Source organism: Paenibacillus tianjinensis, assembly GCF_017086365.1.
GTDB classification, from domain to species: Bacteria; Bacillota; Bacilli; order Paenibacillales; family Paenibacillaceae; genus Paenibacillus_AQ; species Paenibacillus_AQ tianjinensis.
Genome location: NZ_CP070969.1, coordinates 865000 through 886276, shown reverse-complemented (window position 1 = coordinate 886276; position 21277 = coordinate 865000). Strand labels below are relative to the sequence as shown.

The following is a 21277-nucleotide window of genomic DNA, read 5'->3' as shown; positions in this document are numbered from 1 at the left end:
ACATTCAGCCCATGTTCAACCAACCGCTGTTAATGCAAATCCGGCGAAGTCCGCTTCGCTTACTCTGGATGCTAACAGCACCTGGAATGTCTCTGGAGACTCCTATTTAAGCGGCGGTTAACTGATCTTTGCTGCAATAAAATCAACAAAACCCTGGAATTTATTCGTCCCAGGGTCTTGTTTTATTTGAGATATGTTTAGAGCTTGAACCGCGCCATTTCCTTCTGCAAATCCTCTGCTAAAGTCGCCAGGTACTGAGCCGAAGCCATCATTTCTTCCATCGCCGACAGCTGCTCCTCACTGGCGGCACTGGTATCCTGAACATCTTCCACACCCTTACGGGAAATCTCACTTACCCGTTCCATCGCCCCTGATAAGGCCCGCGACTCCAGTGAGACATGTCCGACTGCCCCCCTGATCTCTTCTGTCTGCAAGGCAGCAGCCTTAATGGAAGCCTGAATTTTGTCAAATGCCTGGGAAACCACTCCGCTCTGCTCCACTCCAAGCGCTACAAGCTCAGAGCCTAGTGCCATCGACTCCACGGCACTGCCGGTCTGCTGCTGAATGTCGGTAATAATCTCTGTAATCTGCAACGAGCTACTGCCGGTTGCCTCGGCCAGCTTGCGGATCTCACCGGCAACCACGGCAAAACCAAGGCCATGTTCCCCGGCTCTGGATGCTTCAATCGATGCATTCAGCGAGAGCAGATTGGTCTGGGCGGAAATTTCATTAATGGTAGTAATAATAGTGTTGATCTCTGCGGATAAACTGCCAAGATTGCGGACAATGGCCTGAGTGGCGGTTACACTGGCATTAATATCTTTCATTTGTCTGATAATTCTATCTACAGCCGCAGCACCTTGATCCGTTGAAACTGCTGCACCGGCCATAAGATCCGCCATTTCACTACTGCTGCGCTCAACAGCAGCAATGTCCTCCGTCATCGTCAGCACGGATAACGCCGTACGGTCAATGCTGTTCACCTGGTTTTCGAAGCCTGCGGCTATTTCACTTGAGGTCTCAGCAATCAGCCGGGAAGCGCGTCCGGTCTGTTCGGCACTTGCACTCATTTCCTGGGAGGAGGCTGACAGCACCTCTGCGCTCTCTGAAACACCCAGCATCATTCGCTTCAAGCTATCGAGCATACTGTTGAATGAAGTATTGATCTGGCCGATTTCATCCTTCGACTGGTAAGCTGCCGTTACAGTCAGATCTCCTTCTTCGGCACGGCGCATAAGCGCCTGCAGTTCTTTGAGCGGATTCGTAATCAAGCGGGTGATGACGATGCTGATTGCAATGCATAATACCCAGGCTGCGGTAATAAGTATGCCGCTTAACATCGAGGAGGTCTGTGCATTATTTAATGTAAGTTCATTATGCGTTTTGGCATCCGCCAGAAGCAGCGCTGACGCATCATCCAGAAGGCCCACCATCTTCGTCCGGGACTCGCTGAACGTACGGCCCGAGAAAACCTGGTAGCCCTCTTCATTTAGGTTTTTATTGGCAAGCTGAATAATATTATCGCGCTGTGCCCGGTAATCCTCAAGAAGAGACAAATATTCATTAATTTTGTTGCTGACTTCAGTATCCTTAAAGTCGATGGATTTCAGCTGGTTCATCAGTTCATTATTCTGCTTAATCTTCTCCTGAATTCCGGCAGTGAGCCCCTGGCTCTTATCCGCCTCTTTCGTAAGCAGGTCTTCCAGCAAAAAGGACTCGATGGCCCGGTTATTGGCGCGTATCTCAGTAACCATATGAATAGGCACCAGATTCAGATTGTATGTCTCTTGTGACCGGTCAGCTAATTTGTTAGCGAACAGAATACCATTCATCCCGATACCGATCACCATGATTACTGCAACAGCCGCAAGCACAGCCATTTTATATTTCACCTTTAGATCTCTCATCGTCCTAGTTCCCGCCTTTTCCCTACTTGCTGTATTCTATTTATCGGCGAAAAAGGTCGAATAATGATACTTTATTGAAATTTTTGTCGAATAATCTACTTTAATTTTCACCAATTCAACTTTACACAATGCAAACTCTATTCCTGCAGCAAGCCGTACTTTTTGCGGAAACGCTCCAGCACTTTGGTCCACCCTCCGGCAAGAATGGCAAGGAAAAAGACATTGGACAACGCATGCGCTAAATCAAAATAAAAGCTGGAGGCATATGCAGCGGCCACAAGTCCCCAGCTGAACGCGTCCGGAAGGCTGATGATATACCAGACATTCATGATCCAGCCGAATAAGAACCCCCACACAAAGCCGAAGATCAGCATACCGCTGCGTTTCTTCATCCACCAGGCATTCCGCAGCCAGCCTGCACTAAGGCCGACCATCCCCCAGGCAAACATCTGCCAGGGTGTCCAGGGACCCTGCCCGAAATAGATATTAGAGACAAGCGCGGCCACAGCCCCGATGATGAAGCCTGCTTCTGCTCCAAATACATAGGCCGACAGAATTACGATCGCCGACACAGGCTTCACACTGGGCAGTGCAGCGAACGGAATCCGGCTGACCGCCGCAATAGCCGACAGTACAGCGAGCAGCACCAGCTCTCTAGACTCCAGCGGCCGCCGTTCCAGGCGGATAAAAACCGGCAGCAGCGCAGCGAGAAGCAGCACAAGACTGAGCAGCATATAATGACGGTCCTTCAATGCTGCCGTAAGCGCCAGGCCGGCGATGAAAAGGACTATGGCAATTATAAGCGGGATGCGAAAACGTGCCAAGCGGCCATCACATCCTCTATGGTTAATGCCTGCGGAAGAATATCCCGGACCATGCGGTTTACCGCCGTAGTATAGAAATAATTGCTGCTGAAAAAAGCTGATGGCCTTCCCTCTGCGGTAATGCTCCCGTCAAACAGCAGTGCGCAGCGGGACGCGTACCGTGCAGCAAACTCTACATCATGCGTCACAATCCCAATACTGATCCCCTGGTCCAGCAGCTGCCCGAGCAAGCCCGCGAACCTGGACTTGGCCTCAGGGTCCAGACCCTTGGTCGGCTCGTCCAGCAGCAGCACCGCCGGCTTCAGCAGCATGATCATCGCCAGCGCCAGCTTCTGCTGCTGGCCGCCGCTAAGATCATGCGGATGGCTCTCCAGCACCTGCTGAAGCTGAAACACCTCCAGCAGCCGCTCAATCTCCGATTGTGCCGTTTCGTTAGCTAAACCTGCAACGGAGGCCATGTGCCTCAGCTCCTCTATAACGGTATCAAAGCTGAAATACAGCAGCGGATTCTGGGCCAGGTACCCGGTAGTTACCCCTTTGGCGAGGTCCACATTGCCGCGCTGGGGCTTTGCCAGACCGCTCAGTACCTGCAGCAGGGTGGACTTGCCTGCACCGTTGCCGCCCAGGATCGCCAGCAGCTCGCCTTGATGCAGCGACAGGTTCAGCTTACGCAGCACCTCCGGCCCATCCTTCTCATAGCGGAAGGTGACTTCCCTGGCGCCGAGCAGGGTAGCAGCCGGTACAGAGGAACGCTCAGCGCGTATCGCTGCAGCAGGCTCCGGGGCGCTGGCGGCAAGCATCTCCTGCCCGGTGGCCGCATAAGCCTGCAGCCAGCGTTTGCCCTCACGGACCGTCAGCGGAATGGTTTCCAGCGGCAGCTCCCCCTCCGGTGACAAGGCAAGGAATAGCCGTGATGCAGTCGGCAAGTAGGCCCGGCGCGCAGCCTGCCGCGCGTCTCCGGCTCCCCGTACGAACTCGCGGGGACTGCCGGAAGCCTGCAGCACACCGTCTTCCAGCAGCAGGACACGGTCTGCCAGCGGCAGGACCTCCTCCAGGCGGTGCTCACTGATAATGATGGTCATCGACATTTCCTCATTCAGCCTATACAAGGTCTGGATGAACTCGCGTGCCGCGACAGGGTCCAGCTGTGAGGTCGGCTCGTCCAGCAGCAGCAGCTTCGGTTGAAGCAGCAGCACGGAGGCCAGATTTAGCAGCTGCTTCTGGCCTCCGGAGAGCTCATGGACCGATTTGTACAGCAGCGGCTCCAGACCGAACAGCCCGGCCATCTCTGCCAGTCTGCTCCGCATAACAGAAGGCGGATAGCCCAGGTTCTCCATTGCGAAGGCCAGTTCATGCCACACCGTATCCATTACAATCTGCGCATCCGGGTTCTGAAAGACCATCCCGATATCCCCGGCCGCCTTCTCCGCCGGCAGCTCCGCCAGCGGCTGCCCTTGATAACGGATCATGCCGCTGCCTGTGCCCACGGGGGTAAGCTCACGCTTCAGATGACGCAGCAGTGTTGTTTTACCGCAGCCCGACGGGCCAAGCAGCACAACGAACTCCCCTTCTTCTACTGAGAATGAGAGCTCATGGAGCGAGTCCCGGTCTTCTTCGGGATAACGGAAGGATAAGCGCTCCGCCGTGATGATCTCCATAACCATTTCTCCTTTCCTTCCAGGCCCAGGGGTGTCAGCACGAACAGGCAGAAGCTGATATACATCACCGCTTCGCCCCCGCCGAACTCCATAGGCTTCATACGCGGATAAATCTCCAGGATTCCGTATCCCTGCAGCCAGCCAAGCAGCGGAATCAGACCGCTGACGGTAAGCAGCAGTAAGATCCCCTTATCCAGCCGGTCCAGCTTAAAGATACTGTATGCACTGCGTTTGCGGATGCCATAGCCGCGTGCCTTCATCGAATCGCCGGTCTGGAGCGCTTCCTCCAGCGACCAGGTCAGCAGCACTTTCAGCAGCGTCATGCCGTCCTGCATTCTTTTGCGCAGGCTGCCTTGACCCGCATCTATGCCCCGGAGGCGCTGGATGAGGGTAATCTGCCGCAGCCTTCTTTGGAACAAGGGCACAAACCGCAGTGCCATCAGCGTCAGCAGGGCTGTTTTGGGTGCAGCTGCAGCGAATAAATACATAAACTTATCTGTCGTTACCGTGTAATTGTAAGAGATGAATACGATAAAAATCGTGAGCAGCACCAGCATCATCATCAGCCCGTACAGCACGGATTCCAGCGTAACCGGCTGATCCCAAAAATAGAACAGGATGTGCGCTCCCCTGTGGGAGAACAAAGGGTTCAGCACAGCCACGGAACCGGCCATCAGCAGATAGAAGGGCAGCCCCTGCAGCAGCTGCCTTCCCTGTCCCTGCAGCAGCAGAAGGCCCGCGAGACCTGCAATCTCCGTTAGGAGGAACAGCGGATGAAACAGCAGCGCGGCGAACAGCATCAGCCCGCCGTAATAGAGCAGCGCAACCGCCGGATGCATGGCGCGGAAGCCGCTGCTCATGGCGCTTTGGCTCCCAGGTCTTTGCCGAGATCCAGCGTATACAGCCACTCAATGGTATCGCCGGGATTTACGGTATAGCTTCCCGCACCTTTATCCGGGAAAGCTCCGTTGACCTTATACATCCAGCCGCTCTCCGCCCCATGGTCGAATTCATAGAGATTGTCTATGCCTTCAACATAGGCGAAGGCCTTGGCGCCCTGATATTCCATCTGGATCTTGGATGAACGGGTAATCCGCTTCAGCAGCTCCAGCGCAGTCTCGCCTTCCTTGATCTCATAGGCGGCAGGCGCCAAAATCACGCCATGCTCCTCATCTCCCGTAATGGAGATGACCGCTGTGGCAGCCTCTGCGGCAGGCGCAGCAGCTGCAGAGGCTCCTGCCGTGGCCTGCGGCGTGGCTGCCGGCCGCGCAGTCGCGGTGGCTGCCGGTGGCTTCGCACCGGCAGAAGGGCTTGCCGCAGCGGGCTTGCCGCCAGCTGCGGCCGTGGCTGCACCGGCGCCTGTGCCTGGCGGCGCCGAAGCCCGCGGGGCCGTTCCAGCGGCTGCGGGAACGGCAGTTGGCGCGGCGGCAGCAGCCGCGCCTTCAGGAGCAGCCGTCTCCGCTGCGGGAGACGGCGAAGCGCTTGTGCCCGCCGGGGCAGACGGCGGGGCTGTGGCCACTGCGTCTCCGGCCTGCGGAGACGCGCTGCCTTCCGGGTGCGTGCTGTGCACCGCAGCCGTTGCGGCCGTATTGCCGCCGTCAGGACCGGCGGCAGGCCGCTCCGCGGCGCAGCCTGTGAACAGCAGCGCCGCCAGCAGGATGAGCATCGGATATAAGAACCTGTGTATGGCTGATTTCGACATTAATGTTCACACCTCCGTAAAAAAGGGAAAGAACGAGGGCTTCCTGCTGCTCCCCCGTTCCATCCCTATCCAATATGTCTGTTATTATTCTATCTTAAAACGGGCTGTAAATCTGCCCTCTTGCGTAATCTTTTATTGTGGCAATCTTACTGCTACGACCGCAGCCATTTCCCGCGTTACCGTTGCCGCCGGATCAAAGGCTCCGTTAAAGCCGGTCATGTAGCCCAGTTCAGAGGCGGTACGTACAGCGGACAGCGCATAGCTGCTAATCCGGCTCTCGTCCGTGAAGGCCCCGGCCTGAACCGCAGCTGAAGCAGCGTTCTCCAGCTTGAAGGCTCTGGAGATCATGACTGCCATATCCTGGCGGGTAATAGCTCCGCCGGGATTAAAGACCTTATCTGATACTCCGCTGATAATTCCTAGCTCCTTCGCCTTCAGCACTGCTCCATAATACCACGCACCCGGCTTCACGTCGCTGAATACAGGTGCCGCAGCCGCTGCGGACGGGTCCTGATTCATCAGTCTCAGGAGAAGGGCTGCGAATTCGGCGCGGGTAATCTGCTGCTTCGGCGCGAAGACCAGGTCGGTTTCACTGACGCCCTTCATCAATCCTTGATCATAGGCGGCATGAACGGAATCCAGCGCCCAGGAAGAAATGCGGCTCTCGTCTGTGAATACGGTACTGCTGACAGCTGCCGGTGAAATACTGAATAGTTTGCTGTCTCCTGTCAGGAAGCGGCTATAGGCAGTCAGGGCCAGCAGTGCCTGTTCGGTAGCCAGACTATTCTCCGGCTGGCCGGCGGCATGGACATAACCGCCGTCCGCCAGTCGGAATGAGGCCAGATGGCTGAGCAGTCCGCCCTTCGCTTTGACGAAGCGTGCATCTCCCGGGCCTACACCGGCTGCACTAAGAGCGATAATCACCTGTGCGGTGCTCTCGCTGTTCTCTACTCCGGACAGCTTATAGCCGCCGTTCTCCAGCTGCTGCTGCGACAGCCAAGTGACCGCTTTATCCAGCGCTGTCTGTACTGCTGCCTGCTCTGCATGGGAGGAGAGCGCGGATACTGCCATCGCGGTAAGATCCACATCATCGGTTCCGCCCGCGGTCAGCGGGAAGCCGCCATCCTTACTCTGCAGCTCCAGAATGGCCTGGATCAGCCGTTCTTTGGTCCACAGCGCACCTGCCGGAACACTGTAGGAGCCGCTGTCCAGGGCAATCAGGCCAAAAATCAAACCGTTGCTGCCCTGGCTGGCCATCTTGTCATTGCTGTAAATTTTCTCAATCAGATTGTAGCCGCCAAAGCTTTGCGGATTGCCTCCGGCAGCGGCCACGGCCAGTACCAGACGCTCATAATCCGTAACTTTGCGGAATTCGCCCTGGCTTGCGGCAAGCCGCTCTTTCACCCCGCTCAGATAGCCGGCTGGTACAGAATGGCCGGAACGGGCCAGGCCAAGCGCCTGCCAGTCACTGAGTTCTCCGGCGGCCGTAACCATTTTGGCTGTAGCGGCAATATCGCTGATCAGCTGGGCCTGCTTCGGCTCAAATTTGCTGCGGTCCACAACCGCATAAGTAGTGAAATGGCTGACCTTACCGGTCATGATCCCCGTTTTGAGGTCAAGTGACGCAGGAACCGGTATCCAGTTCCCTGTGCTTTCATCCAGCCAGGCCAGGGCCAGATTGGCCGGATTAGCTGTGGTAACAGGAATCTTGATCAGTAGATCCGCTGTTTTCAGGAATTTGGTGCCGTCAGGCTTGAAATCATACAATCCCGATACCAGCTCAGGACGGTTTGCGCTGCTCTCACGCACACTGATTTTCAGCGTACCGGAGACTGCACCGGCAGGCAGCTTCAGCTCTACTTCACCGCCGCTGTCTTTTAAAGACGCTGCAGCCGGAGTCACATCCTGTTCGAAGGAAGCAACATTGGCGCTCAGACTCTGCTTAAGCGCAGCTGCTTCTGCCCGTGTCATGACCGTACCGGAAACGGCTGTCGTTTGCAGAACCCTGTCCAGCGGCAGCGTATTGTCTGCCGTGATATCAACACCGCTCACCGTCGTTCCTGTGCCGCCTAATCCGGCAGCTGAACCACCCAGATCTCCGTTCTTAACCGTATAACGCCAAGCCACCGTATCACCATTGCTTAGCTTGTAACTTGCTGCACTGTAATTTGGAAATTCTCCATTTACAGAGTACATCCAGCCGCTCTCCGGCCCGCGGTCTCCTTCACCCAGTCCGTCGATGGACCGGATGTAGATGTCACTACCTGTACCGCTGCTGACCACCTTGCTTCCAAGCTGGCGGACCAGCAGACTATAGGCGGTTTCACCGTCATTCAGGATGACTGTGGTACCCGGCAGAATCGTTCCCTTTACACTGTCACCGATGACAGAAATCGTCGCCGAGGCCTGGAAAGGAGCACTTACTGTTAACGGTTGTGTATAGCGGGCGATATTAGGTGCTTTCCCTTCTACATACCCTGTTACGGCCAGCGAGTACGAACCTGCAGGCAATCCCTGCTGGAAGGAAGCCACGCCCTCAGCATTCGTTGTTGCTGTTACTCCCCCGCTACTTACCTGTATGCCCTCTGCCTTCGAGGTTACCGGGTCTGACGTATACGTTGTGTTGTTCCAAACCCATTTTTTCTGTTCCACCGTAACGGTGAACGGCTCACCCGGCTTCGGCTGCGCAGGCGATACGGCCAGCGAATTGACCACCTGCGTATTAGCACCGGTATAGTAGACAAGCACTTTGTCAGATGGCTGAAGTACAAAATCATTCAAGCCTACATCCGGATAAATCCACGCCCCGCCGCGTGACACTGCGAAGCCCCAATAGTCGTTAGGACTGTAAGCGCCATTCTCTATCCCGCCGATGCCCCATACAAAAATACCGTAAGAGGACTCCGTGCTTTGCAGCGGAATACCGCCGGAAGCAGCAAGCTGCTGCAGCGCATCAAACGCATTGTAGGCATCAAGCGTGCCTTCGGCCAGTGGACCCTGCGGTCCTTCAATAGACAGATGGGCCGAAACATTGCCCGGAGCCACCTTCAGTGACTGGGTGTAGCGGGCAACTTTGGGAGCCGCACCTCCGGCATAACCAGTAACAGCCACTGTATAGATTTTGCTGGATAGTCCTTTTTCCACAACAGCCTGGCCTTGGCTGTCCGTTGTTAAGGTTGTACCGGCAAGAGTAACTTGTACACCTACCGCAGGTGAAACCACCGGATCACTGGTAGAAGTGGTATTGTTCCATACCCACTTTTTCTGAGTAACCTTAATTGTAAACGGCTCACCCGGCTTCGGCTGCAGCGGAGAAGTCACAACCTTATCCACTATCTGCGTATTTGTTCCGCCAAAGTAGACAAGCACCTTATCGGCTGCCTGCAGTTCAAAATCTCCCATGCCCACGCTTGGGTAGATCCATTCCCCGCTGCGTAAGACAACGAAATTCCAGTAGGCATCGCGGATTCCGTTCGTTATTCCGGCAATGCCGGACACATAGCTGCCATAGGCAGAATCCGTAATTTGCAGCGGAATATTCTGCGAAGCCGTCAGCTTCTTCAATGCCTCCAGCACATTGGCTGCTTTCAGCGCACCCTCCGCAACCGTTCCATCGGGTCCTTCAACCGCCAGATAGGCGGATACTTTTTTCGAGACTACCGTTATAGCCTGCGTGTATTTTGCAACTTTTGGCGCTGCCCCCGCCACATAACCGGTAACAGTCAGCGTATAATCGCCTGCCGCTACCCCTGCGGTGAATTCGGCCTTGCCGTCTTTATCCGTAACAGCCTTCTGATCCCCGATCGCGACCTCTACCCCGGCTGCCTTTGAGATTACCGGGCTGGACGTAAAGGTTGTGTTATCCCAGACCCATTTAATCTGATTAACCGTGACGGTAAAAGGCTCCTCTTCCCCAGGCTGCGCCTTGGATAAGGTAACGGATTCCACAAGCTGTGTATCGCTGCCCGCGTAATAAACGACTACCCGGTCCGAGTCCTTCAGCTTGAAGTCCTTCATCCCTACATCGGGATTCAGCCACTGTCCGCCGCGGACCACCGCATACATCCAGCCGTCCCAGCCGCCGTAGGTTCCGGCGAATACATTGCCGATCCCCGTAACATAGCTGCCGGAAGGATTCTTAAGCGCGAGCCCGTTCTGGGCCGCCACTTTCTCCAGCGCTTCGAGCGCGTTTCCTGCATAAGCATTTCCCTGGCCCAGTGTGCCCTGTGGCCCTTCAATGACCAGCGGTACATACACCAGCGGGTTCTGCGCCGCAGGTTTCGTAAAGTCATACAGCTTGCCGTTGCTGCCGCCGCTGAACAATTTATAAGCGACCAGCGCCTGCAGTCCCTGCTCGGTTGCAAACGGGTTAATGCTGCCGCCCGCGTTATGAATGAATCCGCCGGATGAGGTTTGGAAGCTCAGCAGCCTTCCGATCAGATCTGCTCCGTTTTTGGTAAACTGGACGCCCGCAGGGTCAATCCCAAAAGAGGTCAGCCCGATGATGACCTGGGCGGCGCTTTCGCTGTTATCGCCATAGCCGCCTTTACTGTCCTGTGCTGCCGAGAGCCAGGCTACCGCCTTTTGTCCGGCACTCGCTACCGCCGGGTCGCTTTTGTATGCGGACAGGGCCGTTAAGGCCATTGCCGTTATATCCGGCTCGCTTGCACCTGAATTCAGGGCAAAGCCGCCGTCTGCATTTTGCTTGGATAGAATCTCGGTCAAGAGCGCTGCCTTGGTCCACTTGGCATTGCCCGGAATGGTATAATTCCCGGAATCCAGTGCCAGCAGCGCATACACAGGATAGTTCAGCGTCTGGCCGCTGATCTTCTCATTGTTATAGATACGTTCGAGCAGATTGTAGCCTGCCGTTGAACCGTTTCCGGCAAAATCCGCCGGATCAGCACCTAGTGCCTTCACCGCCAGCACAATACGTGCATATTCGGTGACGCTTGCGAACCTGCCGCCGGCAGTCTGCACTTGCTGAGTCAGGGACTGGACATAGCTGTCCGGCACCCTGTAGCCAGCCTGGGCAAGCCCGATGGCTTGCCATTCAGACGTCACGCCACTGCCTAGAATATATTCGGCAGTCTTGTAAGTGGCATCTGTCGCGCTAATCTGGCCTGCTGCCGCATACACCGCATCAGTAACCGTGTCCGTACCCACAGCAGCTGGAGAGGATTCGGCTGCGGATGCCGCTTGCCCGGCAGGAACAACAGCAGCTCCTATAATCGAGATAACCAGCAATAAAGCCAGGCCTAGTCTTAAGAACTTGGCGGGGAACATCGTCTTCATCATTAACCTCTTTTCATAGATAAAATGGTCTTACAGTACAGCAGACAACATAAAGACCGCCCTCTTAAGGGCGGTCCGGGAAGAATACAAACTCAGGGCCGTGGCAAATTACACCCGTAAGCCACAGTCCATCTGCATATGTTCCGCATTCTTACCCCACGAAGAATAGAAACGTTCGTGAAAAAGGCAGGTCTCCTGGCTTATGCTTCATCGCTTCTCCCGGCCTTCCCGTCCGTATTCTCAGCTGGACAGTGGCTTCAAGCAGGAGTTGCTCCGCATCACAGTGGCGGGACCGCGCCGGATTTCCACCGGCCTTCCCTTTTAAGCGGTTCTATCAATGGATATAGAATCCGCACCTTTTTCAAAACCCTATGAAATTTTAATATTCATAATCATATCTAGTATTCCCCTGTATGTCTATAGAAAAGGTGCTTCAATAACTCTCCGGCTAGCCGTGAGTGCGCTGAGCGCTGACTGTATCCGGTTTTGCTCTATGTACATTATGCCTATGTTTCATATTCTATGAGAATCACGAAAGGAAACCTATGAGTTGAAAAAACTACCGCTAATCCCGCGAAAATGGACATTCCAAGGTACCTAAGTGGAATTCCTCCACTACATTCGGCAACTTCGAGCATAGAAGGCGGAATTAGAGATAATTAGGGGGATTATTTCCAACTAGTTGTGGACATTACCCTTTTAAGCCGGTGTTAGCGGGAGGAAATCCAACTAAGCAGCAGAAAAAATCCTGAACGCCCTGCCCTGTTATTTGCGGCAAAATCATGCGGTTCAGGATTTAGTTCTGCATTACTCTTGTTACTCGGTGCCAGCATCGCCAGCGGCATTAGTACCATTCGCAGCGTCAGCATCAGGCGTTTCTTCAGCAGCCGCGGAAGGCTGAAGCGTTGGTGACGGAGCAGGTGCGGTATCCGGGGCAGACTGGACAATCAGCTTGTAGTCACCGGCGACAATCATGCTGCCTGCGGCCAGCTCCGCTCCCGGTTCCAGGTCAACCGTGACCTGATAAGCCGCCGCGCCGGTCTGGCCGGTTGACGGAGGGGACGTGACATCCTGGTCCCCGTTGTCTGTTCCGGCGTTGGCGTTCCCGGCCGCGCCGCTATCCGTTCCGGCGCTAGCGTTATCCGCCGCGCCGCCGTCTGTTCCCGCGGCTGCATCGCTCGCAGCCGCCGACGCGCCGCCCTCAGTAGCGGCGGCGTCCGGCTCCGGCGATGGCGACGGCACGAGGCAAGTGCCCGCCGTCGCCGTGACCTTGTACGTGTCCGTCACATCCCCGCCGGACATCACCCCAATCTCCGCCGGTTTGAAGGCGGAGCACTCCGCCGCATCGGCGAAGGTGAACACCAGCCGGCTGCCCGCCGCTTCCCCGCTGCTGCTGAGTGCTACCGTAACAGGCGGCTGGCTGCCGCCTGCCCCGGCACTACTCTCCGGCAGCGCGGTGTCTGCCGGGTCCGGCCGCAGCAGGCTGATGGCGATGATCGCCGCAATCACCGTGATCCCCAGCACGGTGCCGGTGATCAGGAGTTGAAATCGGCTGCGGCTGATCCACCGCGCCAGCGGCGAAGCCAGCTTGCCCCGGGCTTCGTTATAGACATTCTGCAGCGCCGGTCCTGCGGAGGCGGCATAGGTTTTGCGGAATTCCCGGTTCTTGAACGCTTCGCGGTCGCTGTTCTGGAAATATTTCAGGATCGCTCTGCGGTACCCCGGCCACAGCTTCTTATTCGAAACCGTGAACAACCGGCTGCCCTGTGACCAGGCGAAAAAGCGGTACACCGTCTCTTTATCCCCGCCCGCCTTGCGCGTAACGAGCTCCAGCAGTGCATCATAATCCAGCGGTCCGCCCTCGCGTTCACTGCTGTGATAGAAGGCCAGCGGCAGCCGGTCAAACGGCTCCACATTGCGCGACTCCTTCAGCCAGCGGCGTCCGAGCAGCTGCACGTCGTCCAGCTCTCTTGGAGCCAGGCCGGCAAAGATGTTCTCATCCGGATTCTCCTCACCGAACCAGCGGTAGGCGGCGCGGAGCGCATTGGCCTTGCGCTTATTGATGGCATCCAGCGGAGGCTGCCACTCTCCCGTATCCCGGTAGCGCAGGAACGAAATATCCAGCAGCTGCTCCTGCGTCAGCTCCTCGAGCGATACCCGGTTCAGCAGGGAACGGTCGGCTGCAGCCGCCAGCTCCTGGAGCAGTGCCAGCGCCTCAGGGTAGAGGCCGCTGCCTCTGCGCCGCTCTTTTTCCGCCTTCTCGACAAATTCATGAATTGCCGCTACAGCCCCAACCGGATTATCGTCATGCTGAAGCTTCTCCAGCAGATATTCCTTCGCGCCATCACGGACAAAGGCCTGCTGAAGCATTTCCGGCAGGAACCGGCCCCAGTGGGCGGCAAATCGCAGCACATCCGCCGGTTTCACCGCTGCAGCCAGCCTGGATTCCATGTAGGGCTCCAACAATGCTTTGCGGAACACAGCCTGTCCCAGCACTTTCTGGAAGAAAGCCTCACTCAGCTCATCATTGCTCTCGATAATGCTATACGCCGCTGCCAGCACATCCTCACGGCCTGCAGTGGTACAATTGTACATGCCGTTAATGAAGTAATCGACGATTTTACCCCGGTAATGATGGCCCTGCAGCGCAAAATACTCCTTAAACTGCTCCAGAATCTCCGGCTGGGGAATCCCCCTTTGACGGATCACATCATATTCGCGGTCGAACCGCTCCAGGAACATATCGTTCAGCCGAATCCGTGACGCAAGCGCACCCTCCGGCTTCAGGTAGGACAGCAATCCTGCCAGCACCGCGTTTTTGTTCCCGGTATACAGCAGTTCATTGCCCTGCTCAATCTCATACAATACCGCCAGCTCATTGTATAGCGCAAGCTGAAGCTTGCGTTCCACCCCTTCGCCCAGCAGCAGCGCATCGGCAAACCGGGCAAAGTCCTCAAGGCTCCCCTTTTGGCTCAGCGTCTTCCATGCCAGGTCGGCAAAAGGCTGTGGCGTCCCGCCGAAATCGGCATTCAATATCCGGCCGGAGACCAGATCAAACACGTAATCCTTCTCGATATTCCGGTCCCCAGGGCGCAGCGAGCCCTTCTCCACAAAAGTCAGGTGAATAAACTTGCGGTTCTGCGGCTCACTTGCATACGTAATCACGCCCAGCCTGCGGCGGAAATCATACGGGAGCACGCTGTAGATGACTTCCGTCAGTTCGGCAGCGCGCCGTGACAGCTCACTGACCGGCACGTCCAGCGCGATGTATATTTTTTTCTTTCCTGCCACCGAGAGCATGACCGCCTGCAGCAGCACCTTGAATGGCTCTTCACCAAACCCTAGTGACCGCAGTACCGCCAGCGGCTCCGGCCGCCGTTCACGCGGCGCTACAGGAATATCCTCAAGTTCCGGCAGCGTCCCCCCGGGTTCCCCTTCATAGCTCCAGGCAAAATCTGCATGCAGCCAGTCTCCGTAATGCTCCACAATCTCCTCCGAACGAATCGGGGGAACGATAAAGTTATGGGCAAAAAAAGCGCTGCGCTGCCCGGTAAAATCAGCCGCCAGATAGCGGCTTTGTCCGATGACCGTCTCGTTCGCTTCCGTATGGAACAGATGCAGCGCGGCCGGATACATGTCCTCATTCTTTTCGCCGCGTGCCGTCAGCTCTGCCGGAGCATCGTAGAGGCAGAAGGGATGCAGCATTTTTTTGACAAAATTATTGTCGAGACTCTCTGACTTGGCTATTGTATCGAAGCCCTCGGTTGCCCGGTAAACCCCGCGCCGCTCGCGGGTATACATCTGCTGGGTAATCCTGGACCCTGAAAATCTGTTCACGGCCCGTCGCTCCCCTCAATATAGTTCAGCTTGTGCAGCAGCCAGATAAACGGCTCGTCAACACGGATCGGGCTGACCACACCCTCTATTCTTTGGTTCACCGGATTGCTGCCCAGGGCAGACACGGCGAAATAACCGGTACTCCCAAAATACACATCCATCGTATCCTTAAACGGACGGTCCACTTTCTCGATAAAACGGCGGATTTCTCCGTCAATGTTGTGGAATTCATCCAGATTCAGCGTCTTGCGGTGCACGTAGTTGTTAAAGACATTACTGTTGGATTTAATATAGTCGCCATCTTCATCCTTGAGCGAATGCAGCATATCGCTTTTGGTCAGCACAACAGCCGTCGGAATAACCGTTTTGCTCTTCTCCTGATAGGCGATGAAATCGCCGAACATCGTCAGCACCACATCGCGCGGCTCATCATACTGCGAGACCCATTCTCCTGGGCGGTCCCCGTAATTCATCCGGATCTTCTCGCGGATAGAGCGGATCTGCAGCGGATCGACCATAAACAGGATCCCTGCGGAGTTCTTGATATGCTGGCCGTGCAGGCCCAGATAGTCCTGATCGACCATGCCTTCACCGGCCACATCGAAGAATACCAGCGTCAGCGGCGGCTTGCTCTCATCCTTGAACACAAACTGGAAGATAAACGGCTCCTGCATCTTTTCCTTCTGGGTCGAGGCCAGCAGATCACCGCGCTCAAACAGCGGTTCTTCGTATAGCGTGCGGAACTTACGGCTAATCTCGGCATTCAGCGGCATGCAGGCCGCGTCAAAATGCCCGGCTGTCGTATGCTGCAGCGTATGGATCAGCGAGGTCATATAGACCGACTTCCCGACCTGGGAAGCACCGATGATCGAAATGATATTGCTCGGCACTTTGCCTGCCGTTACAGGAAGCTCATTATGGCAGGCCGGGCAGAGCCGTCTGCGCGTCAGCACCCCGTAACGGTCGGTAATGCCGGTCAGCACATGGTCAGTGTAATGGTGGTATTCTTCCGGAATATCCGCCGGATTCAGAATTGCCTCCATATCATCCACCGTATCGAGGCCGAAGCGCTCGCGATATTTGTTCAGCGCATCATCTTCGCCGAGCGCATAGTTCTCATCATCTTCACGGCTGTGCATCGCCCGGAAGACCACATCCTCCGGCTGAAACTTCGTGAAGCAGTAAGGGCACACAATATCATAAAAAAGCGGCCGCGGCTGCGGCTGGTTTTTCTTCATAAAGCGGCTGAAAAAAGACATCTCTCATCCTCCTTAAAGTTTTGTGAGCGTAACCTCCATTGAAATGCTCCGGACAAAACTCACTACGGAAGCATAAACTTAAGTTTTGACAGCTCAACCGGATCGCTTAAACGCGCTCACCAGGAGCCTGCTGCCCCGGCCTACTCCGGCACCAGCTCATAATACAGTCCGTACTTGCGGCCGTCGGTGAAAAAGATCCGTACAAAGTCCTCTTTGCCGATCTCAATCGGCGGGAGCGCATTCCGTCCGGCAGCAAAATCCTGCACGAAATGGAAGAGGACCCCGTCCTCCCTGGAGGCCGGATAGCCGCCTCTTTTTTTGACGTAGCAGAGTACATCCTTCGGCACCGGCGTTTCCGCGGTAATCGTCATATGTACCGTTTTTTGTTTGCCGAATAACGCTTTTTTCTGGACTATGGAATAATAAATTCTCGCCTTGCCCGCGCTGACAGTCGTTTGATTAGCACCACCCCGCTGGCGAACCAGCACAATCTCCCCGTTGCCTTCCAGCCGGGCATAGACGGTATAGACAATCAGGCCGATGTCATCCATCCGTTCCCGGTATCCGTTGTTCGCCTTATACTCCTCGCGGGTGTACAGCTTCATGCCGGAAGGCGGAAGCTCTCCGTGATCCGGCATTTCTGCTGATGCCTTATGGATATAGACCGCCTGTACGCCGTCCGGCCAGCGCCACCTAAGCGTACAGAACCGGTCCTCCACCCGGGCAGTCACATCGGTAATTGCCGGTGCGGAGGCATTATCTTCGGCGTACCTCATGTCTGTAAGCTCCTTTCACATTCACATTCTAAACTCCGGTTAAAATCCCTTGCTGCCCCGGTTTCTGCGGGGCGAATGGAAACCCTCTGAAGAAGATGGCGCAGCAGCGGCTGCCTCTCTTCTCCCCCTGCGGGACAGGCGGCCTTCGCCTACCGGCACCACATAGGTGAAGAGAGAGAGGATTGCTGCCAGCACCAGCAGAGCGATCAGGCGGATCAGCGCATCGCCGAAGGATTGTCCGCTGAGTCCGAATTCAAGAATCAGACCGGCACATAGTCCTGCTACCCAGCCGCCGAACCCGAAGCTTTTGGCCAGATGACGGTTATCAAATACAATGCCAAGACCGATGCCGAGCGCGGTGCCGATCAGAATCAGTGCCAAGATCCGCACAACTGCGTAATAAGGACTGTCTGCTGTAGCATCACTGCGTTCGGTCAGCAGGGTACGGTCACCCAGCCGGTCATAAATTTGCTGGAACACATCGCCAAGCCGGTCCGCATCTGTAACATCGTAATACTGCCCGCCTGTAACGGAGGCAATATCCTGCAGCAGGCGGGAACCGGACTGGTCATCCAGCGCAAGACCGATGGTGTTCACAGCAATCCCGCGGCTCACATATTCGCTCAGCTCTCTGGACGTATCAAACTCGCTGAAGCCGTCAGACAGCATGATTACCATGGCTCCGCGGCTGGTCTGGCCTTCACTGTTAATCACGTTCATCGCCTCATTGAGGGCGCCGCTGATATTCGTTCCGCCATCTGTCGTCTGCAGACTACGGATTACTGCCGATACCTTCTCGCGGTTTTCGGGACTCTTGAGTGAGATCAGCGGCTGAACGACTGATGCATCCTGGCTAAAGGTCACTACAGCCACCTGGTTATCCTTATCCATCTGCTGCACCAGTGCCTCGGCCGCTGCGTACCGGCTGTTACCTGGATCGCTTTGCTGCATGCTGCCGGAGTCGTCGATGACCATGACAACATTCTTAACCGGCTTCACACCGCCGAAGTTCAGCTCATACACAAACTCTGTCAGCGCACCGACACCGAACAGCAGCACCACCGTCAGCGGCAGCAGCTTCCACGACATGCCAAGATAACGCTGCTTCCATGATAAGCCGTTCAGTCTCGGCGAGATCATCTCGGCAAGCAGGGCGCCCAGTCCGACGCCAAGGGCCACAATGGCGAAATAAATGGCAATAATCAGAATTGACGGCAGATCATAAGGCCTGCGGCCGAGCAGCAGCTCGCCGAGGACAAAAGCTATTCCGCCGCCCAGCAGGCTGAAGCACAATAAGAGCAGATTGATTTTTCGCTGCATCGATACTCATCCTTTCCCGAGGAAACTGGCAAAACAATTCTATTGCAATTAGTGCAACAGAATGCCTAATAAGATGATTTAGATTCAATTCTACTGCATTCTCTACAATAGAAAACAGAATAAACGCTCTAAAACCGAGATTGTTCTGATTCTGCTGTACAAAATGCAATAGAATCTTCTAATAAGGATTTATCACTCTATTCTAATGTACTATCTGCAATAGAAGCAGAAGGGCAAGGGCAGGGGCTTCCCCCGGCCCTGCCTGAAATAAGTTTACTCACCGAAGCACCGGCAGCTGCTCCTCTTCCACGCCATGCAGCTGGTAACCATTCTGGACGTAGGTTTCATAATAGACCTTGCCGTTACGGTAATAGAGCAGGTCCTCCAGATGGAAGCCGCCCATCAGGTTCAGCTTCTCGACACCGCTTCTGCGCTGCTCATGGACAACGCCCAGCCGGTAGATCCGGGTCGTCTCGTCTGCGCTCAGGGCATAGCGCAGAAATTCGGAGGTGCTGTCGCCGAAGAAGTATTTCTCTTCATGACGGTGCTCCTGTGTATATTCGAACAGGCGGACATTGATGCTGGCCCCTTCCTCGAGACTGAGGTACAGCCGCTTGAACAGCTCCTCCTTGGAGACAATCTCGCGGTTCTCATACGCAGCTGCGACATTCGCCCGCCGCAGCAGCTCCTCTTCGAAGGGCAGTGCGAACGGCTCCGCCGTCAGCAGCTCTCTCCTGCATACGTCGATCAGGCGGCGGATAACAGCGGTGCCGCCCTGGCGGAGCAGCTCCGAGATGCTGCCCATAAACCGGTCGCTTGCGAAGATACCTGCACCGCGCCTGGTTTGAATATCCTGCATGACTTCCGCGGTCACGGTGCGGTAGTACTCCATGATATTCTGGTCCACCGCTTCGCTCGAGCGCAAGGTGCTTGCCAGTACCAGGCTGCGCAGCTCTTCATCCAGCGCCTCCATCATCTGCACCTTGGCTTTGCTCTCTGCATGCAGCTGCTCCAGCGCAGTATCATAGCTCACCGCCAAGTCCAGCTCCAGCTTAAGACGCAGAATCTCATATTTCCTGCTGTAGATACTATCAAATAAATAATGAATGAAATTACGCACGGTCCGCTTGTCAAGCAGCGGCACCCGCTGGAAGGGCTGGCGGTCTACGGTCTCACTGTAGAGCCGGTCCAGCTCCTCCTCGGCCGAGGCGATTGCCGAGCGGAGGCCGCCCATGTGCTGGCGCAGCGCGTTCAGCACACTGCCTCCGGCCTCGCCCTGCTCGGCCGTCCACTCCGCCAGCTGGTAGAACGTCACTGGCGCAGCAGACTGCTCCTGAGCCGCCAGTACGGCGGACCATTCGCGGGCAGGGTCAAGGGCCGCAGCCCGCGCAGCGGATACATCCGCAAAGTTGCTGCGGAAATACGCCTCGCCGCCGCCCCCGAACAGCAGCTGTTCCGCTTCGCGCAGCGTCAGCGGCTTCAGCTCGCTGAAGGACGGGCGGCCGTGGCTCATCAGCCCGGTCATCTCGGCGATCCCCGCCTCCTCCGGCAAGAAGCCGGCGGCCCGTTCGCGCAGCGCTTCGGGAGTAAGGCCAAGCAGGGCCTGCCGCTCACGCAGACTCCAGCTGCTGCCCCCGCGCAGCTCTGCGGCAAGGTAATGAAAAGCATGGTACAGCACCGCTAAAGCAATAGGCTTGCTCGGCCTGCGCACCGCGGAGAAGCCGGCGGAAGCATACCCTTCTCTGCCCGTGCTGCCGCGGATGCCGCTTTTGAACGTCATATTGTTATAGCCGCCTTGTCCGGTGGCCTGGTCCGCCGATGGCCGCACCCGGTTCTTGAGCAGACTGATGTGTGCGATAATCTCATAGTTGTCTTCCATGCCGCCCGCCGACATCATGCCGCGCTCGTTTTTATCCGAGAGCAGGTAGACAAGATCAAACAGCGCAGATGGACCATGGGTTACCGGAATGGACAACCCCTCCTCCGTAACCAGAAGCGGAGCATTAAAGGTATAACCAGGCAGCTGCATTCCGTCCAGCTCACGCAGAAAAGCCAGCCCTACCGAGCTGGAATATCCGAAGTTGTCCCCCTGCTCCCGCTCGTTGATCAGCACGTATAGGTCGGTCTGCACCGACTTGAACGACTGTCCGAGCACCGCACGGGCCAGCAGGGCAACTTCTGGCAGCAGCACATTAAGCGGGTCGTCGACCCGCGTAATGATAGAGAGATGGATAACGTCGAAGGAAGAATACAGCCGTCCATAGTCCGCTATACTGTTGCCGAGGCGCCGGAGCGTCCGGTTCATCCCGGCCAGATAACGGCTGTCTTCGTGGAACTTACGGTAGACCTCTTGGCGGACCGTGCGGGGGTCACGGCCTGCCGTGTCCGGCAGACCCATGGTCATCACCCGTTCCCTGCCGCCACCGCCGGTATGATCCTTACCCACGCTATTTCCTTTGACGCTGCCCTGCTCGCTGCTTCCTTGAGCCGCCGCATGCAGCGCCAGAACGCCAGCGGCATTGTCCCATTTCCGCTCACACCGCTCCAGTACCGGGCCGATGGCCGGGGTTACTTTGTCGCCGAGGAACAGGAACAGCGCAGGGTAATGAATGCTGCTGCGGCCATCCCCCTTGCTGTGCTGCGCCTCTTCCTGCGCCGCGTATTGTTCGGCATATACAAGCGCTTCTGTTCTAATCATA

Annotated in this window: 11 protein-coding genes and 1 riboswitch; all 11 genes read right to left on the bottom strand. The window is 56.2% G+C overall.

Annotation, left to right across the window (positions count from 1 at the left end; translation table 11 throughout):
* Positions 1–197: 197 nt before the first annotated feature.
* Entirely contained in the window at positions 198–1892 is a 1695-nt protein-coding gene (locus JRJ22_RS03785) for a methyl-accepting chemotaxis protein (RefSeq protein ID WP_206103299.1), read from the bottom strand.
* A gap of 152 nt (positions 1893–2044) precedes the next feature.
* On the bottom strand, positions 2045–2731 hold the full coding sequence (locus JRJ22_RS03780; RefSeq protein WP_206103298.1) for an ECF transporter S component: 687 nt from the start codon (positions 2729–2731) through the stop codon (positions 2045–2047).
* Positions 2704–4389: an ABC transporter ATP-binding protein gene (locus JRJ22_RS03775; RefSeq protein ID WP_206103297.1), complete on the bottom strand. Its 1686-nt coding sequence runs from the start codon at positions 4387–4389 to the stop codon at positions 2704–2706. The genes JRJ22_RS03780 and JRJ22_RS03775 overlap by 28 nt, the downstream gene beginning before the upstream one ends.
* On the bottom strand, positions 4305–5249 hold the full coding sequence (locus JRJ22_RS03770; RefSeq protein ID WP_206103296.1) for an energy-coupling factor transporter transmembrane component T: 945 nt from the start codon (positions 5247–5249) through the stop codon (positions 4305–4307). The genes JRJ22_RS03775 and JRJ22_RS03770 overlap by 85 nt, the downstream gene beginning before the upstream one ends.
* Positions 5246–6091 carry a DUF4430 domain-containing protein gene (locus JRJ22_RS03765; protein WP_232381022.1) on the bottom strand — a complete coding sequence of 282 codons (846 nt, stop codon included), beginning with the start codon at positions 6089–6091 and terminating at the stop codon, positions 5246–5248. The genes JRJ22_RS03770 and JRJ22_RS03765 overlap by 4 nt, the downstream gene beginning before the upstream one ends.
* 132 nt (positions 6092–6223) lie before the next feature.
* The gene (locus tag JRJ22_RS03760; RefSeq protein WP_206103295.1) at positions 6224–11389 is read right to left on the bottom strand and encodes an S-layer homology domain-containing protein; all 5166 of its coding nucleotides are present in this window, start codon (positions 11387–11389) and stop codon (positions 6224–6226) included.
* Between the two features lie 165 nt (positions 11390–11554).
* Positions 11555–11761, bottom strand: a riboswitch (cobalamin riboswitch).
* Between the two features lie 441 nt (positions 11762–12202).
* Positions 12203–15223, bottom strand: a complete 3021-nt coding sequence (locus JRJ22_RS03755) for a GAP1-N2 domain-containing protein (protein ID WP_206103294.1) — start codon at positions 15221–15223, stop codon at positions 12203–12205.
* The gene (locus JRJ22_RS03750) at positions 15220–16482 is read right to left on the bottom strand and encodes a hypothetical protein (protein WP_206103293.1); all 1263 of its coding nucleotides are present in this window, start codon (positions 16480–16482) and stop codon (positions 15220–15222) included. The genes JRJ22_RS03755 and JRJ22_RS03750 overlap by 4 nt, the downstream gene beginning before the upstream one ends.
* 140 nt (positions 16483–16622) lie before the next feature.
* Complete coding sequence (locus JRJ22_RS03745; RefSeq protein ID WP_206103292.1) at positions 16623–17258, bottom strand: beta-mannanase; 636 nt, start codon at positions 17256–17258, stop codon at positions 16623–16625.
* A gap of 39 nt (positions 17259–17297) precedes the next feature.
* Positions 17298–18578 (bottom strand): vWA domain-containing protein, encoded by a 1281-nt coding sequence (locus JRJ22_RS03740; RefSeq protein WP_206103291.1) that lies wholly within the window; start codon positions 18576–18578, stop codon positions 17298–17300.
* Between the two features lie 277 nt (positions 18579–18855).
* On the bottom strand, positions 18856–21276 hold the full coding sequence (locus tag JRJ22_RS03735; RefSeq protein WP_206103290.1) for a transcription initiation factor TFIID: 2421 nt from the start codon (positions 21274–21276) through the stop codon (positions 18856–18858).
* Between the last annotated feature and the right edge of the window lies 1 nt (position 21277).